Source organism: Colwellia sp. KU-HH00111 (assembly GCF_040362745.1).
Lineage (GTDB): Bacteria > Pseudomonadota > Gammaproteobacteria > Enterobacterales > Alteromonadaceae > Colwellia.
In genome coordinates, this window is sequence record NZ_BAABWO010000009.1 from 131,729 (window position 1) to 149,198 (window position 17,470).

Annotated in this window: 18 protein-coding genes; 5 read left to right on the forward strand and 13 right to left on the reverse strand. The window is 39.1% G+C overall.

From position 1 onward, the window contains the following. Nucleotides 1-54: 54 nt before the first annotated feature. From ABXG98_RS15870 to ABXG98_RS15880, 3 genes are all read right to left on the reverse strand, one after another. Complete coding sequence (locus tag ABXG98_RS15870) at nt 55-408, reverse strand: DUF1428 domain-containing protein (RefSeq protein ID WP_353539667.1); 354 nt, start codon at nt 406-408, stop codon at nt 55-57. A 43-nt stretch (nt 409-451) separates the two neighbouring features. Further along, nucleotides 452-844 (reverse strand): hypothetical protein, encoded by a 393-nt coding sequence (locus ABXG98_RS15875; protein ID WP_353539668.1) that lies wholly within the window; start codon nt 842-844, stop codon nt 452-454. A gap of 161 nt (nt 845-1,005) precedes the next feature. After that, nucleotides 1,006-1,329 carry a hypothetical protein gene (locus ABXG98_RS15880; RefSeq protein WP_353539669.1) on the reverse strand — a complete coding sequence of 108 codons (324 nt, stop codon included), beginning with the start codon at nt 1,327-1,329 and terminating at the stop codon, nt 1,006-1,008. Nucleotides 1,330-1,579: 250 nt separating this feature from the next. Here ABXG98_RS15880 and ABXG98_RS15885 point away from each other — a divergent pair, with 250 nt between their 5' ends. From ABXG98_RS15885 to ABXG98_RS15905, 5 genes are all read left to right on the forward strand, one after another. Continuing rightward, nucleotides 1,580-2,242, forward strand: a complete 663-nt coding sequence (locus ABXG98_RS15885; RefSeq protein ID WP_353539670.1) for a nitroreductase — start codon at nt 1,580-1,582, stop codon at nt 2,240-2,242. Nucleotides 2,243-2,295: 53 nt separating this feature from the next. After that, nucleotides 2,296-2,904, forward strand: a complete 609-nt coding sequence (locus ABXG98_RS15890) for a glutathione S-transferase family protein (protein WP_353539671.1) — start codon at nt 2,296-2,298, stop codon at nt 2,902-2,904. A gap of 126 nt (nt 2,905-3,030) precedes the next feature. Next, nucleotides 3,031-3,723, forward strand: coding sequence for a crotonase/enoyl-CoA hydratase family protein (locus ABXG98_RS15895; protein WP_353539672.1), 693 nt, complete (start codon nt 3,031-3,033; stop codon nt 3,721-3,723). Between the two features lie 10 nt (nt 3,724-3,733). Beyond that, nucleotides 3,734-4,588: a crotonase/enoyl-CoA hydratase family protein gene (locus ABXG98_RS15900; protein ID WP_353539673.1), complete on the forward strand. Its 855-nt coding sequence runs from the start codon at nt 3,734-3,736 to the stop codon at nt 4,586-4,588. Nucleotides 4,589-4,616: 28 nt separating this feature from the next. After that, the gene (locus ABXG98_RS15905) at nt 4,617-5,546 is read left to right on the forward strand and encodes an alpha/beta hydrolase (RefSeq protein ID WP_353539674.1); all 930 of its coding nucleotides are present in this window, start codon (nt 4,617-4,619) and stop codon (nt 5,544-5,546) included. Between the two features lie 69 nt (nt 5,547-5,615). Here the strand turns inward: ABXG98_RS15905 and ABXG98_RS15910 are convergent, their stop codons facing one another. From ABXG98_RS15910 to ABXG98_RS15955, 10 genes are all read right to left on the reverse strand, one after another. Beyond that, nucleotides 5,616-6,788 (reverse strand): vWA domain-containing protein, encoded by a 1,173-nt coding sequence (locus tag ABXG98_RS15910; protein ID WP_353539675.1) that lies wholly within the window; start codon nt 6,786-6,788, stop codon nt 5,616-5,618. A 7-nt stretch (nt 6,789-6,795) separates the two neighbouring features. Further along, a complete protein-coding gene (locus ABXG98_RS15915; protein ID WP_353539676.1) occupies nt 6,796-7,629 on the reverse strand; it encodes an AAA family ATPase in 834 nt (277 codons plus the stop codon). 158 nt (nt 7,630-7,787) lie between these two features. Next, nucleotides 7,788-8,486, reverse strand: coding sequence for a cytochrome P460 family protein (locus tag ABXG98_RS15920; protein WP_353539677.1), 699 nt, complete (start codon nt 8,484-8,486; stop codon nt 7,788-7,790). A gap of 37 nt (nt 8,487-8,523) precedes the next feature. Further along, complete coding sequence (locus ABXG98_RS15925) at nt 8,524-9,522, reverse strand: NADP-dependent oxidoreductase (RefSeq protein WP_353539678.1); 999 nt, start codon at nt 9,520-9,522, stop codon at nt 8,524-8,526. 76 nt (nt 9,523-9,598) lie between these two features. Continuing rightward, a complete protein-coding gene (locus tag ABXG98_RS15930; RefSeq protein WP_353539679.1) occupies nt 9,599-10,657 on the reverse strand; it encodes a patatin-like phospholipase family protein in 1,059 nt (352 codons plus the stop codon). A 49-nt stretch (nt 10,658-10,706) separates the two neighbouring features. Next, nucleotides 10,707-12,365 (reverse strand): AMP-binding protein, encoded by a 1,659-nt coding sequence (locus ABXG98_RS15935; protein ID WP_353539680.1) that lies wholly within the window; start codon nt 12,363-12,365, stop codon nt 10,707-10,709. 106 nt (nt 12,366-12,471) lie between these two features. After that, entirely contained in the window at nt 12,472-13,653 is a 1,182-nt protein-coding gene (locus ABXG98_RS15940; protein ID WP_353539681.1) for an acetyl-CoA C-acyltransferase, read from the reverse strand. Nucleotides 13,654-13,707: 54 nt separating this feature from the next. Further along, a complete protein-coding gene (locus tag ABXG98_RS15945; RefSeq protein ID WP_353539682.1) occupies nt 13,708-14,628 on the reverse strand; it encodes an SDR family NAD(P)-dependent oxidoreductase in 921 nt (306 codons plus the stop codon). Nucleotides 14,629-14,663: 35 nt separating this feature from the next. Next, nucleotides 14,664-15,125, reverse strand: a complete 462-nt coding sequence (locus tag ABXG98_RS15950) for a MaoC family dehydratase (protein WP_353539683.1) — start codon at nt 15,123-15,125, stop codon at nt 14,664-14,666. A 493-nt stretch (nt 15,126-15,618) separates the two neighbouring features. Then, a complete protein-coding gene (locus tag ABXG98_RS15955; RefSeq protein WP_353539684.1) occupies nt 15,619-17,424 on the reverse strand; it encodes an acyl-CoA dehydrogenase in 1,806 nt (601 codons plus the stop codon). Nucleotides 17,425-17,470 lie beyond the last annotated feature (46 nt).

Below are 17,470 nucleotides of genomic sequence, written 5' to 3' on the forward strand. Positions count from 1 at the left end.
AGAAAACTAAGAAAACACCAATCTCATACGGTAAGGCACTAAAAACTCGCAAAGCTATTCTTCTAAAATAGCGTCGAAACCACCATATATTAGTCGTTTACCATCAAATGGCATCGGGTTTTGATCTGGGTGCATTCTTGGATCTGCCATAATGGCATCCCAGCCCGCGTCACGAACATCCTTTGACGGCCAGATAACGGTTGAAAAAACAACCGTTTCATCTTCACCACACTTCACAGCCATAGGAAATGATGTGACATCACCATCAGGGACACTTTCCCCCCAAGACTCAATGATTTTTAGGGCTCCATGCTCCTTAAAAACTACCGCTGATATTTTTGCATGCTCAATATACTTTTCTTTATTTACAGTTGGTACAGCGGCTACAAAGCCATCAATGTATGACATATGAATTCTCCTTAAATGCTACTCGTTTAAGTTCAAAACAGGCTTAAATAGATTTTAGGTCAACAACCATCGCTTTACCACCAAAGCCATGTTTATTGCATTTTGCTCTTACCACTACCTTAGATATATCTGCAGGAATTGAAATCTCACACTGGTTGCGGGTAAATGGTTGTTCGTTATCATGTGGATGACCAAGTTTTCGGTAACCTAGTTGCTTGCCTTCAAAATCTATAACTTCCCAGCCATCAGCGTAATGCTCCCAGCCTTGGTCATTATGTCGAACTGATGTGGCAAAACACCAACTACCATTGGTGTTTTTTGTTACTTGAACATTGGTTACCTGCGCAAATTGCAATGACTCAGAATAAGTGGTCACGTCAATTGTTGACGCACATAACGATGACGCGAACATCGATAGTATTAATAATTGTTTCATAATATTGTCCTGATGTTTTCATGGTGATAACTAAACCTATCAATCACACTTTAAGTTATACAGCCTCAAATAGTATCAAGAAACTACAAAAGACAAGGCTAAACAAAAACTGCATCAAACTAGCATTTATGCTAAATAAATAACCTATTCAAGACAATAGGTTATCGATTAGGACCATGTTTCTTTTTCATACTAACAACTTTTCTCGCGATGGCTAACAGCTCAGGTGAAATATCTTCTGCACCTGCTTTTATCAACTTACTGACATCTCCGGATGAAAATAAAGAACCACGTTCAGATTTTATCCCTAACGATCTCACAAAGTCTTTTGTTTTACCGGTACTTCCCGTATCTATAAATTTGAAGATAATTTGTTCATTTAAGCTTTGTGGCTCTTGTTTTAATGTGGATATTTCGTCAGAGAGTGCTATTATTTCTGCTTCTAATGCTGCAATTAATTCGGCAATGTTGGTATATGATTTCATTAAGTTTTTAGCTCTTATAAGGATAACTGATACGTGTAAAGTGGCTGCCATTGTAACGTTAAAAGCGATCAGTAAATAGTTTAGATTTTATTAAGTGAAGCTAAGTTGTATTAAAAATACGAATAGTTACTTATAAGGATTATTCATTGGTTTAATTAAATAACGCGATATAGCATGGATATATTATAAAAACACACATTAAACACAAAAAATATATGTTTTTAATTCAACTGCCTTAAGAGTCTGATATATGAAAATTGAATCAATCTTGGAGGAACGCGCTTCAGTTCGAGCGTTTCTTGATAAACCTGTATCCAAAGCATTGTTAACACGCATTTTTGAAAACGCTCAACTTTCCCCTTCCAATTGTAATGTCCAGCCATGGCAAGCATGCGTTGTTTCAGGTACAACTAAAGATAAATTAAAAGAAAAATTCATTGCCACCTTAATGAGTGGTACTAAACCAAATCCTGATTTTAATTGGTTAGCGCAATACAGCGGTATCCATCGTGATCGCCAGTTTGGCTCAGCAAATGCGCTATATAGTTCGGTAGGCATTGCCAGAGAAGATAAAAAAGCACGACAAATGGCCATGGTACGCAACTGGCAATTTTTTGATGCCCCACATGCGGTCTTTTTCACCATGGATAGGTACCTAGACATTATGGGTGCGGTAGATTTAGGGATTTATGCACAAACATTGTCATTAGTTCTGGCAGAGAATGGTTTGTCAAATTGTATGCAAGGGGCATTAGGACAATTTCCTGATCCCGTGAGAGAAGTATTAAATCTGCCAGAGGAACGCGGTATTTTATTTGGCATGTCATTTGGTTATGCCGATGACAGTGCTGCGGTAAATAAAACTCGAACAGATCGCGCATCGATTGAGGATGCGGTTAGTTTTTTTGATTAAGAACAAGATTAAACATTAACGCCCCAGTGGCACTATATTTACAGGAAAAAATTATGATCACAGTACACCATTTAAATAAGTCACGTTCAAAAAGAGTAATTTGGTTACTCGAAGAGTTATCCATGGCGTATACTCTCGTTACACACCAACGCGATCCTATCACCAATTTAGCCCCTGAAAGCTTACGATTAATTCATCCGTTAGCCAAAGCACCCATCATTGTTGATGGTGAAACCACCTTGTGTGAATCGGGCGCTATTTTGGAATATATTCTGAATAAAGCCCCCTCAAATCAGCTAAAACCCGCACCTAATACTACACAATATGTTCAGTATTTAGAGTGGTTACATTTTGCTGAAGGCTCTTTAGCTCTGCCAGTGATATCCACTTTATTAATGAGTATGGAAACCCGATCAGGAGACAAGCCGCTTGATGGTTATATTGCTAAAGAAATTGCGCTAGACTTTTCATATATAGACCAAACATTGGCCAAGCAACCCTACTTTGCTGGCGATGAATTTTCTGCAGCAGATATTATGATGACAATAACATTAGAAATAGCAAATAATTTAAAATTAATAGAGGCTTGTAGCAATATACAACGCTATCTTGAGAAAGTTCAACAGCGACCAGCCTATCAAGTGGCCAATAGCCATGGCTAATTAATTCAAAGATTTCCTTTGTACTGCTAATTATTAACTGGTATAACCAGTAAAGATTAAAGAAATGATCATCGTTAATGGTCATTTCAACTTAACATACATTAATAGAAACAGAGCTAAATACCCATGGAACTAATCACCGTAGACATCGACAATAACGTACATACAATTACTTTAAACAACGGCAAAGTGAATGCTATTTCTCATCAGGTTATCAATGAGATTAATCTAGCATTAGACCACGCAGAACAAGAAAAGGCAGTGGTTATTTTGACCGGACAAGCGGGCATATTCTCTGGTGGTTTTGATCTTAACACCATGAAAACCAGCTCTGAATCAGCTATAGGTCTGGTCACTGAAGGATCTAAATTAGCACGCAGAATGCTAGCTTTTCCTACGCCGATTGTTGGTCTTTGTACTGGACATGCCATTGCAAAAGGCGCCTTCTTATTGCTGTGTTGCGACTATCGAATTGGCAGTGCTGGTAGCTTCAAAATAGGACTAAACGAAGTACTTATCGGTATGACAATGCATAATGCTGGTATTGAAATAGCTCGTAATCGTATTCCTCGTAACTACTTAACCCGCTCAGTGATTAACGCGGAATTATTTAACCCTGAAACAGCCGTGTTAGCAGGTTTTCTCGATCAGGTTGTTGAAGAAGACAAACTTGTGAGTACCGCGCAAGCAGTCGCTAAGCAAATGCAATCACTCAATATGGCTGCTCATCATGGTACAAAATTAAAAGAGCGACAGCTGATACTTGCAGCTTTAGATGCAGCTATTGAGATTGACGCGCAAAGTGTATTGAAATTCTAGGATTTATATTATGAGTAACATAAGCAACTATAAAAGTTTAACGGTAGAAGTAAGCAATAAAATTGCCCATATCAAGCTTAATCGTCCTGATGCATTTAATTCAATGAATCTCGATTTTTGGCAAGAATTCCCAACTGTTATTCATGATATTAATAATGAGTCTGCCGCACGAGTTATCGTTATTTCTTCTACTGGCAAGCATTTTTGTGCAGGTATGGATTTATCGGTATTCACACAAAGTGAACAAGACACCACAATGGAACTTGGCCGTAAACATGAACAACTTCGTAGAACAGTACTGCGACTACAAGAGTGCTTCAACGTATTAGAAAAAGCTCGCATGCCCATATTAATGGCTATTCAAGGTGGTTGTATTGGTGGTGCAGTTGATTTAGTGAGTGCTGCTGATTGTCGCTATTGTACCAGTGATGCATTTTTTAGCATTGAAGAAACAAAACTGGCGATGACCGCAGACTTAGGTACCTTACAACGTTTGCCTAAATTAATTTCGATGGGTTTAGTAAAAGAATTAGCCTATACCGGTCGCAGAATGCCCGCGCAAGAGGCAAAAGATGCGGGTTTGGTCAATAGCGTTTATGACGTTCAAGAAAGCATGTTAACTGCCGTGATGGCTATTGCCACTGATATTGCTGCCCGTTCACCACTAGCGGTAACTGGTTGTAAGGAGATGATCAATTATGCTCGGGATCATAGCGTTGCTGATAGCTTGAATTATATGTCTGTTTGGCAAAGTGGTATGTTTCAGCCGCAAAACGATATGATGGAAACCTTTAAGGCTAAAGCAAAAAATCGTCCCCCTGAATTTGATGATTTAGCCCCAATTGACAATTCAAAGGTTTTATAATTAATCTCTATTGATAGGCAATAACGAAATGATAAAAAAAACAATAATTTCTATTAGCTTAGTGTTTAGTGTTCTTTTGTGCGCTGCTGGCTGGCATTTTTCATCAGTAATATTGCATTTAGGTATTAATGAGTGTGACCAAGAACATTATGTTTTTTGTGGTGATCCAAGCACACAAAATATTGAATTTGAGAATGTTAGCTTTACCAGTTCAGATGGCTTAACTCTGCCCGGTTGGTATATGGCATCGAGTGATACTCATTTGGCAACTAATGTCACAAATAATGTCTCAAATAATGATAAAGCTATTTTGCTTGTCCACGGACGCGGCGCAAATCGCACTGAAGGCATGCGCTATGCAAAACCATTATTAGCCGCTGGTTACCATGTGTTAGCTTTTGATATGCGTCACCCGCGTCAAGATCCAAACATCCTATCCACCATGAGTTTTCATGAGAGAAAAGATGTAACCGCCGCTTTAGATTTTTTAGAAAATAAAAAAAATATCAAGCAAATCGGGCTGATGGGTTTTTCAATGGGGGCTGCTACCGGCATTATTGTGATGGCAAAAGATCCACGCGTAAAAGTAGGTGTTTTCAGTGGAGGTTATGCCAATGGCATGGACGTATTAGCCGAGCAAGGTAAAAAATTGCACGGCCTACCACGTTACCCATTAATGCCCGTTGTTGAAAAACTATTTGAATGGCGTGGCGATGCCGATGCCGATGAAATAAACCCTGAGTCATACATTGGTCAAATATCTCCTCGCCCTATTTACATTATGCATGGCACCGCAGATCAAACCGTCGACTTTAGTCACGGACAACGTTTATTTGCCGCCGCTAACGAGCCTAAACAGTTCTGGCAAGCTGAAGGTGGCCGTCATACACGTTTATGGCAACACGACAAAGATAAAGCTGAGTCGAGTGTGGTTGAGTTTTTTAATCGTTATTTATAACAGTAATTGAAAGCAATACCAGTAAACATTTAACTAACTTACAGGTATTGCTGGATGTTTAGCGCTTAGTTAACTTATTTCTTTTATTGCACGCCCAATTCCATCTACCGTTAATGGGTACATTTTGTTGTTGAGCAACTGTTGAATAATTGAGATTGAATGATGATAAGGCCAATGACTTTCAGGTTGTGGGTTTAACCATGCAACCTTATTAAAATGGCTTAACAGACGATTCATATATTCAGCACCGGGCTTTTCATTCCAGTGCTCAACGCTACCACCGGGGGCAACAATTTCATAAGGTCCCATGGTCGCATCACCAACAAAAATGACTTTATAATCACTACCAAATGTTCTTATTATCTCTTCAAGATCTATAGTTTCGTGATAACGCCTGGTGTTATCTTGCCAAACTTTCTCATATAAACAATTGTGAAAATAAAAGAACTTTAAGTGTTTGAATTCAGTATGCGCTGCTGAAAACAACTCTTCGCAGGTATGAATGTAATCATCCATAGAGCCACCAATATCAAAAAACATCAACACTTTGACTGCATTGTGTCGCTCTGGCTCCATATGAACGTCGAGTAAGCCACCATTTTTTGCGGTAGAGCTAATAGTGTTCTGTATATCAAGTTTTTCGCTGGCTCCGGTACGGGCAAATTTTCGCAATTTTTTTAATGCTAACTTAATGTTACGAGTGCCTAATTCTCTGTCTTGATCAAAGTTTTTAAATTCCCTTTTATCCCACACTTTCACCGCACTTTTGTTGCGATTTTTATCTTGCCCTACCCTGATCCCTTCAGGGTTATAGCCGTAGGCACCAAAGGGGGATGTACCACCTGTACCAATCCACTTATTACCACCGGCATGACGTTTTTTTTGCTCTTCAAGGCGCTCTTTTAAGGTTTTCATTAATTGCTCAAGCCCACCTAACGACTTGAGTTGGTCTTTTTCTTCTTGAGATAAATGTTTCTCAAACTCCTTCCTTAACCAGTCTTCAGGTAAAATCTGATCAAATACATCAATACTTTCTATGCCTTTGAAATATTCTGCAAAAGCATTATCGTATTTATCATAGTGGATCTCATCTTTAACCATGACAATTTTGGCAAGGTTATAAAAGTCATCAACATTCGCAAAAACAACACCCGCTTTTAATAACGCAATTAAATCTAATAACTCTCGTAAACTGCAGGGAACTTTGTGCTTTTTTAACGTCAGGAAAAAATCAATAAACACTGTTACATCACCCGTTTCTACGGCTCATAAAAGCAAGCTTTTCAATTAAAGATACATCTTGCTCATTTTTTAACAACGCGCCAAACAAGGGAATAATGTCTGATTTCTTATCAAGTAAAACATCTTGAGCGATGTCGTCTGATATCAACAGCTTTAACCAATCAATTAATTCAGACGTAGATGGTTTTTTCTTGATACCGTTTATTTCTCGTAAATCAAAAAAAACTTCCAACGTTTGCTTAAGTAAATCTCGCTTAACATTGGGGTGATGCACATCAATTATTTGTGCCATTTCAACTTTGGTTGGAAATTTAATGTAATGGAAAAAACAACGTCTTAAAAAAGCATCAGGTAGTTCTTTTTCATTATTAGAGGTGATAATAATGATAGGTCTTTGCTTTGCTTTGATCACTTGTTGGGTTTCATAAACAAAAAACTCCATTTTGTCGAGTTCTTGCAGTAAATCATTTGGAAACTCGATATCAGCTTTATCTATTTCATCAATTAATAAAATGGGTCTTTGCTCTTCTTCAAACGCCTGCCATAGCTTACCTTTAACAATGTAATTTGAAATATCATGAACACGTTCGTCACCTAATTGACTATCGCGTAATCGTGATACAGCATCATATTCATACAAACCTTGTTGTGCTTTGGTGGTCGATTTTATGTGCCATTGAAACAATTTACAGTTTAGTGATTTAGCTAATTCTTCAGCTAATTGTGTTTTACCTGTGCCGGGCTCACCTTTAATCAATAATGGTTTTTCTAAGGCGATGGCGGCATTTACCGCTAAGGTAAGATCGCTCGAAGCGATATAATTATCTGTACTTTTAAACATGGTTTTCCTATTAATCTATTTCTTTAGCTGCTTATTTTATCATAAGCAGCTTTCTACTTTTTGGCTCAACAAACGTTTAATACGCTTCTACAATCTACTTGCTGGTCATTCGACTTCAAGACGAAAACTATTTTACGCTATTTGAATGAGAGAATGAATTAGAACAGATCTTCTAACCATTTTTTAGCACTACCGATAACAACCATAGTTTTAAGTTTAATCAATGCCATGGTATCACCATCTTGAAGTACCTCTTCACCACAGCGTGGATCAGAGCGCTGCAGAGCACCCGTCATTTTATGATCAATAGGGATGGGCTCACAGCCATGGTTTGATTCACAGATAAAGTCCCATTTTTCACGTGCAGGCGCATGACATGAGAAGCAGTTTCCGCCAAAACGATTATTGACATCAACAAAACCGCGCTTGGCAATTTTTGTCCCTTTATCATCGACTTCTAGTTCAAAGAACTCCCAATCGCCGGTTGCTGGAAATGTGCCTGATTCGCGTTTGACCATCACTTCCGTTGGTACAAGTTGTACCACTGAACCCGGCGGATAAATAGCACCTTCAGGATTATTAGCAACCTCTAGTGTACTTTCAATATCACCTAACAAATTATCAACGTAAAAGTGACGAACAGGTGTCATTTCTCTGATACAACTGAAGCTGTTTTCATCTACAATAACATCTTCAGTACCTGTGATAGATTTAAATACAGATACCGCTTTATCAATAACAAGGTCTAGATCATTTTTCTCATCGGTTTGAGCGCTGACCGATAATGAACTAATAGTAACAAGCGTCGCTAATGTTGCAGTTGCAGCTGTTTTTTTTAATTTAGAATACGTTTTCATCTTTATGCCTATCGTAAAAATGGTTGAATATTTATGCTTATAACTTAACGATTAGCTTGCCTTTATTTTTTCCGGTAAAAAATAAATTCAAACCTGTCATTGCTGATTCAAGTCCATTTAGTACATGCGCCCGATGTTTAATTTGTCCTTTCATAACATAAGGCGTTAATTTTTCTAACAGTGCAGGTATTTTGTCGAAGTGATCTGGCATAGTGAAGCCTTGGATGGTCAACCGTTTTTTAATGATTGGGATCCAATTTGGTGCTAAGTCAGGCTCTGCTTTTGGGTAATCAGCAATTAAACCACAAACCGCAATTCGGCCATGGGCATTCATTCGCTCAAAGACATGATGTTGAATTGGGCCACCGGTATTTTCAAAATAAACATCAATTCCATTTGGCGTTAATTGAGCAAGCTTGGCTGATAAGTCATCAGTTTTGTAATTAACCGCACCATCAAACCCTAACTCATTTACGATCCAATCTGCTTTTTCATCACTGCCTACTACACCAACCACCGTTAAGCCATCTGCTTTCGCTAATTGCCCAACAATAGAGCCCACTGAGCCTGCAGCACCAGAAACAACAAGAGTTTCACCTTGTTGCGGTTTACCTATGCTGTAAAGTCCTTGGGTAGCGGTTAAGCCCGGCAGCGCAAAAACAGAGAGTATGGCTTCATCTGGTAATGGGGCGGTCACTTTATTTAATCCAGTACCATCACTTAAAAAGTATTCTTGCCAGCCCATCATACCCATAACGCGATCGCCCACATTAAAATCAGGGTGATTGCTTTCAACAATTTCGCCAACACCTGAGCTACGCATCACAGTGCCTAATTCAACAGGAGGAATATAACTTTCAGTATCTGGGCTCATCCAACCAAACATTGCCGGATCAAGTGACATATGGTTTTGTTTTACTAAAAACTGCCCTTCGCCTACGCTTGGCATGTCTTTTTGAACAACTTCAAATAAGTCAGGGCCTACAGGGCCAGCAGAAGGACGAGCGATTAAGTTTATTGCGGTATAAGTTGTCATGTCAGTTCTCTATTTATTGTTTTAATAAGTTAGCTTGCTAGTTGCTTAATTTGATTTTTCTATCAAATTAATGATGCTAAGCCAATAATGATTCGATGTTCTTTATTCGGTTTATATCCTGCGTTTGGTAAAACTGTGCAAACTCTTGTGCTAATTGTTCACTTGCGATAAAAACCCGTTGCCAGTAGGCTTGCCTTTCTTTTGGTGTCATGGTGGTAAAATCAGTCCGATCTGGAATTTTTCCATACGGCAGTGATTTAATAAACTGTACAGACGGGCAAATAAGTACCGTTTTATCGTAATGTTTTTGTTTAACTTTCCGAGACAAATTTTTATCAAACCAACCCGCTTTTAGGGTTGAGCTAAAATGTGGGTATAGGGTTAATCCATCATTTTTAACTTCAATATCAAAATGATAATCAACAATCCCTCCGTCTCGATACATACCGTTTGGACAACCAGCAATATCTCTGATCCCTTGCATCACCATAGGTATAGAACCAGAAGCAAGTAATGCCTCTTTAATGTTGTCTTCAGTAAAAGCTACACCTGTGGTTGCTATATTGTCAGGATCATAAAAGCTGAGTTGGCTTGAGTTCTGTTGAAAAACAAAACGCTGATATTGACGACTTATTAATGAGCGACTAATGCTATTTCTAACAAAGCTCATTAATAGCCCTACCCCTTGTAAAAATTTATTTTCACAGGCAACTAAGCCGTTGCACTTAGCCACAATAAAATGCGCCTTAAATACGGGGTTATTTTTTATTTCTGTAGCCCCATCAGCACCAAAGACAGTATTTAACAACACTCTAGCTTTAGTGGTTATTTCTTCAGGTTGAGCTTTGTCAGAATAAACTGTCTCACTATAGTTTTTAGCTAAACGTTCAATTGCTGCCACAGGATTTTTTTGGGCAAAGCAAGCGGCTCTAAACGCACCAGCACTCGAGCCAATAATATTAAGTGGTTGAGTTCTATCTTTAAAAAACTCACCAAATATATACTTGTCTAAACCGTATAAAGTAAACCATTTAGGACCACCACTCGCACCAAGAAATGAGCTAAACAGCTCAGGCGAAAATCCATTTTCGTTTATCGCTTTTAAGGCATTATTGCCTGCATAAATTTCTAACATATTGCTCTTTTTAAAATTAAACCTAAATCAATTATACAGTGCTAATAGCCTAGGTACGTAGCTCTTTACGTAATACTTTACCGACATTGGTTTTAGGTAACTCGGTTAGAAACTCAACGAGTTTAGGGCGTTTATAATTAGTGAGCATTTCATGACAATGATCGAATATGGTTTGTTCGTCTATATTAGGGTCTTTCTTAACAATAAAGACTTTAACCATTTCGCCGGTGCTATCACAAGGCACACCAATAGCTGCAGCTTCAAGTACCCCGTCATGCATCACAATAACTTCTTCAATCTCATTAGGGAAAACATTAAAACCAGACACAATAATCATGTCTTTTTTACGATCCACTATTCTAAAGTAGCCATTGTCATCCATGGTAGCAATGTCACCTGTCGCTAACCAGCCATCTTTTAATACTTCATCCGTGGCATCTTGGCGGTTGTGATAACCTTTCATCACTTGTGGCCCTTTAACCCACATCTCGCCCGGCTCACCGATAGCGACTTCTTCACCATCGTCACCAATTAGACGAATATCAGTAGACGAAGCTGGAAGTCCAATTGTCCCATTATATGCTTTTTGATTGTATGGACTCATGGTAACCAAGGGACAACACTCGGTTAAACCGTAACCTTCTAAAAGTCTGGTTTTGGTTACTTTCTCCCAAAGCTCTGCTACGGGACGTTGTACTGCCATCCCCCCGGCAAAGCCAAGTTTTAGCGCACTAAAATCAAGTTTATCAAAGCCTGGTGTATGTAATAAGGCATTAAATAAGGTATTTACCCCAGTAATTGCGGTGAACTTATATTTGCTGATCTCTTTTACAAATCCCGGCATATCTCTAGGATTAGTGATCAACAGATTGGCACCGCCAAAAGGGATAAAACATAAGCAGTTTGAGGTCAGCGCAAACACATGATAAAGCGGTAAGGCCGTTATCATTATCTCTTTACCTACTTCGTAAACATTTTTAGTTGCCGCATTTGATTGTTCTAGGTTTGATACCATATTTCGATGCGTTAACATTGCACCTTTTGATGGACCTGTGGTGCCGCCAGTATACTGTAAAAAAGCTAGATCAGAGCCAACAATTTCTACGGGGGTAAAACTACGCTTGCCGCCCGTAGCCATTGCGGTATTAAATTTAACCTTATTAGGCAAGTTATATGCAGGCACCTGTTTTTTAACATGTTTTAAAACAGTATTTATTACTGCACCCTTAAGTTTACCTAAACGGTCACCAACACCTGTAATGATAACATGGTTAATATCTGTTTTATCAATGACTGCTTCTAGCACATGGGCAAAGTTTTCAAGAATAAGAATGCCTTTTGCACCCGAGTCTTTTAACTGATGTTGTAACTCACGTGCAGTATAGAGTGGGTTAACATTAACCACCGTTAATCCAGAAATTAACGCTGCAAACAGTGCAATGGGGTATTGCAACAGGTTAGGGATCATTATCGCGAATTTATCGCCTTTCACTAAGCCTAAATCCTGCTGTAAGTAGGCGGCAAAATCAGTGGCTTGTTCAGCTAGTTCTTGATAACTAATACTGGCACCCATATTAATGAACGCCGTATTATTTTCATATAACTTGGTATATTTAAAAAACAAGTCTGCCAATGAGTTATACTTTTCAGGGTCAATTTCAAACTCAACCCCTGGCGGATAACTTTTTTCAAGCCAAATTTTTTCCACGATACTTTCCTCTATTTTAATGGTAAAGCAAAAACTAATAGCCTTGTGCTTTACACTTTTACATTTTTATAGTTTTTATAGTTTTTATTTAATCAAACATTCAGAATTACATTACTTCAAATAAGCCTGCCGCACCCTGACCACCACCAATACACATGCTGATCACAACATATTTAACACCACGGCGCTTACCTTCAATTAACGCATGCATCACCATACGGGTACCACTCATACCGTAAGGGTGACCAATTGAAATAGCGCCACCATTTACATTTAAGCGATCTTCTGGAATACCAAGTTTTTCAGCACAATAAAGTACTTGTACAGCAAAAGCTTCATTGATTTCCCATAAGCCGATATCGTCAATTGTTAAACCGTTTCGCTCAAGTAATTTTGGGATAGCGTAGATTGGACCAATACCCATTTCATCAGGTTCACAACCCGCAACTACCATACCACGATATACGCCTAAAGGAGATAAACCGCGTTGCTCTGCAAGGGCACGCTCCATAACCACAACGGCTGCCGCACCATCAGATAATTGTGACGCGTTACCACCGGTAATTGAGCCATTATCTTTTACAGCTTTTAAGCCCGCTAAACCTGCTAAATTTGTTGATGGACGATTACCTTCATCTTGAGTTAAGGTGACTTGTTCTTTATTTATTTCACCTGTTGCTTTGTCCATCACTAGCTTAGTACAAGTCACAGGCACAATTTCATCATCAAATTTACCCGCAGCTTGTGCTGCTGCAGTACGTTGCTGAGATTTTAATGCGTAAGCATCTTGCGCTTCGCGTGAAATTTCATAACGATTAGCAACTATCTCAGCAGTATCAAGCATCGGCATATAGGTTGCAGGACGGTATGCTTTGACACTTGGGTCAACAGCTCTGTGCATATTCATATGCTCGTTTTGTACTAAGCTTATTGAATCACAACCACCCGCTACAACAACTTTTGCACCATCACAAACAATATGATTGGCAGCACTCACAATAGACATTAGCCCAGATGAACATTGCCGATCAATGGTCATGCCGGGTACTGACACGGGCAACTGTGCCGCCATTGCTACTTGACGGCCAAAGTTCATGCCTTGGTTGCCTTGTGTAAGTGCGGCACCAAAAATACAATCTTCAATTTCGTTGACATCAATACCGGCACGCTCTAAGGCTGTTTTTACAGCAACCGCTGCTAACGTTGGCGCTGACAAGTCATTAAATGCCCCTCGATATGCTTTACCAATGGGGGTACGGGCGGCTGATACTATTACGGCTTCTCTCATGATAATTCCTAATTTTCAATGCGTTAACTATAGTTATTATTGACGGTATAACGATTATTTTTGCTGCGATTTCATAAAAGCCATGGCTTTCATAACAAATTTTTCACCTTGTTTTGACCCAGATGACATAGTTGCTTGATTATCTTGAGCAGTTAATGTGTCCCAATGTTCACGTACGGTTTCTGGATTTTGTGATGGCTGAGGAATAAAGCAACCTTCTGTCTCAAAAATGTTAGCACTAGAATATCCCCCTGCACCGGCGCATAAAATGAACCGATTGGGCGCATTCTCATCACATAAGGTGAGCATACCTGCGGTTACCGCTTCTGGAGAAAATGCTTTTATGATTTCTTCTGGCATTAAATCTTCTGTCATGCGTGTCCCTGCTGTAGGGGCAAGTGCATTCACAAAAACATTATTTTTAGCACCTTCAAGTACCAAAGTATTCATTAATCCTAGTACCGCCATTTTAGCAGCGCCATAGTTTGACTGACCAAAATTACCATACATACCACTGGAAGAGGTTGTCATAACAATACGGCCGTAGTTTTGCTCACGCATGATATCCCAAACCGCTTTGGTACAATTAACAGAGCCCATTACGTGAACATCCAACACTAACTTAAAATCATCAATGGACATTTTTGAGAATGATTTATCACGCAAAATACCTGCGTTATTAATCAGAATATCGACGCGTCCCCATTTATCCATAGTTTGCTGAACCATGTCTTGAACTTCATCAAAATTTGCTACATTCGCGCCATGGCTTATTGCCTCACCGCCCATTGCTTCAATTAAACCAACCACTTCTTGTGATGCTTCACTTGATGCACCGCTACCATCACGCGCACCACCTAAATCATTAACCACAACTTTTGCGCCTCGTCTTGCTAATTCTAAGGCATGTGAACGACCCAAACCATTGCCAGCACCAGTTACAATAGCAACCTTACCTTCAAAATTGATTGTCATATTTATTTCCTTCATTGCATTAATTATTTAATTTTCTATTTGACCATTTGAACTGACACCCACTCAGCGACTAACGCTGGCGTATCACAGCCTTCAATTTCAATAGTTACTTCAGTACATAAACGGAACTGACCTGGCTTTTTCTCTTCAATGGCGAGTATTTTCGCATGTGCTCTTATACGGCTATTGACGGTTACTGGCTGTAAAAATCTAATTTTATCGAATCCGGCATTAAGCCCCATATAAAAGCCATCTATAATGACACTAAAGTCTTCAGCAAAGTGTGACAACATCGACAAAGATAAAAACCCATGGGCGATGGTTGAACCAAAGGGAGTAGCTTTCGCTTTTTCTTCATCAACATGAATGAACTGATGATCAAGGGTGCAGTCGGCGAATTGATTAATTTGCGCTTGAGTGATCTTATGCCATGGTGTTGGCTTTGCTTGAAAACCGACATAATCAGCAATATTATTGCTATTAATTATTTTAGCCATTATTTCCTCTTTTATTATTGTTTTGCACATTAGTAGTACGAATAAATTTTGTCGATAAGCCATGCTAAGCTGACCTTTACAATAAAACAAATGAATAGTTTTAATACCTATTTATTCGACAAAGGAATAGTAATCACTAGCGACAACTTATTTAGTACTCTTTATTAAACAGGTGGAATCAATATCATCGAGGAAAGCGATATGGCTTAGCGATTAAAGCTAATTTAAAAATCAAGACAAGGGGCAATAAATTACCCCCTACAATTGTACATGCAATAGCTTATCTAGGTTGGATTTCAGTCCGATAATTCAAACGTGGAAAAGGGCCAATAAATTACCCCCTACATTTAAACATGCAATATCTTATCTGGTTGGATTTCAGTCCGATAATTCAAACGTGGAAAAGGGGCAATAAATTACCCCCTACATTTGTACATGCAATAGCTTATCTAGGTTGGATTTCAGTCAGACAATACGCAGATCAATCAGGAGATTAAAACCACTGTGCTTGCATATCAAAACTGGTGCTATCACCACTGGTTAGCACTTTTGACCAAACATTAATATGAGGTAGTTCAAATCGATAGAAATATTGCAATGCTTGCAGTTTACCACGGTAAAAGAATTCATCGGCTTCATGGGGCTGATCTGTTAATGCTTTTGTTGCTACGATACCTTGCTTTAACCATAACCACGCAATAATAACATGGCCGAATAACTCCAAATACTTCACTGAGTTAGCCAAGGCTAAATCGATATTTTTAGTCGACATTGCCGTTAAAACTGCTTGTGTTGTTAATTGTAATGTTGCTACTGCTTCAGCTAATTGATCAACAAATTCACTTAAGCTTTGATATTGTTTAGCCACTTCGATTGTTTTGAGTATTTCATTGATAGTGGCGCTGTAACCTTTACCATTATTCATCGGCACTTTACGGGTGATCAGATCAAGTGATTGAATGCCCGTCGTTCCTTCATGTATTGGGTTTAAACGATTGTCACGATAGAACATTTCAACAGGGTGTTCATTAATATAGCCATGACCACCCATGACTTGAATAGCATATGAATTAGCTTTAGGCCCATATTCAGACGGCCATGTTTTAATAATCGGCGTTAAAAAATCTAATAATACCTGTGCGGTTTCACGCTGCTCTTTTGTTTCAGCTGTTTTCTCATCATCACTGAGTTGTGTACCGTAAAGTACCAACGCCAGTGCGCCTTCAGCATATGCTTTTTGTGCTAACAACATACGGCGAACATCAGCATGTTCGATAATATTGACCATAGAAGAAAGTGGATCTTTACAAGAAGGCAAACGACCTTGAGGACGATTTTTAGCATAATCGAGTGAATATTGATAGCCGGCAACCGCTAGCACAGCCCCGCTAGTCCCTACCATAATACGTGCTTCATTCATCATGTGGAACATATATTTTAAGCCACAATGTTCTTTGCCAACTAGGTAGCCAACAGAGCCGTTTTTCTCACCAAAACTCAAGGCTGTTGAGGTTTGTGCTCGGCCGCCCATTTTGTGAAATAACCCGGCAAGTGCAACTTCATTATCCGCACCCACGGTTCCGTCATCATTGAGTAAAAATTTTGGTACTACAAACAACGAAATACCTTTAACGCCTTTGGGTGCCCCTTCTAAACGTGCTAGCACCAAATGAACAATGTTTTCACTTAGATCGTGATCACCGCCCGAGATAAATATTTTATTACCTGAAATGCGATAACTGCCATCTTCTGCTTTTACCGCTTTAGTGGTTAAATCACCCAAACCAGAGCCACTACTTGGTTCAGTCATGGCCATGGTGCCCATAAACCGACCTGCACGCATCGGTTTTACCCATGTTTCGATTATCTCATCACTAGCATGAGCTTCTAATAAATTAGCATTTGCAGTCGTTAACATGTTGTAACCTAGACCTACCCCACCTGCCACGCTGAGGTATGCGCCTGCTGCGCTCGCAATAATAGGCGGTAATTGCATACCGTCTAAGTCATAGTCTGCCGTTGCCGAGCCAATACCTGACTCATTAACAGCGTCAATAGCCGGTTTAAGCTCAGGAATTAAATGTACTTTTTTTCCATCAAACGTAGGTTGATGAGTATCGAGTTTTTGACGAATAGGTAAAAAATGTTTTTCGGCTATAGCTTTGGCCGTATTAATTACTTCATTAAATGTGAGGCGATCATGGTCTTGATAACGCGCCCTATTGATAAGTGATTCACTATCAAATAGTTCATAAAGCATAAATTCTAGGTCACGATCGTTCATCATAGCTACAGCCATACGTTTCTCTTTTATTCGTCTAATTGGTTTCTAAAAAACTACAAGT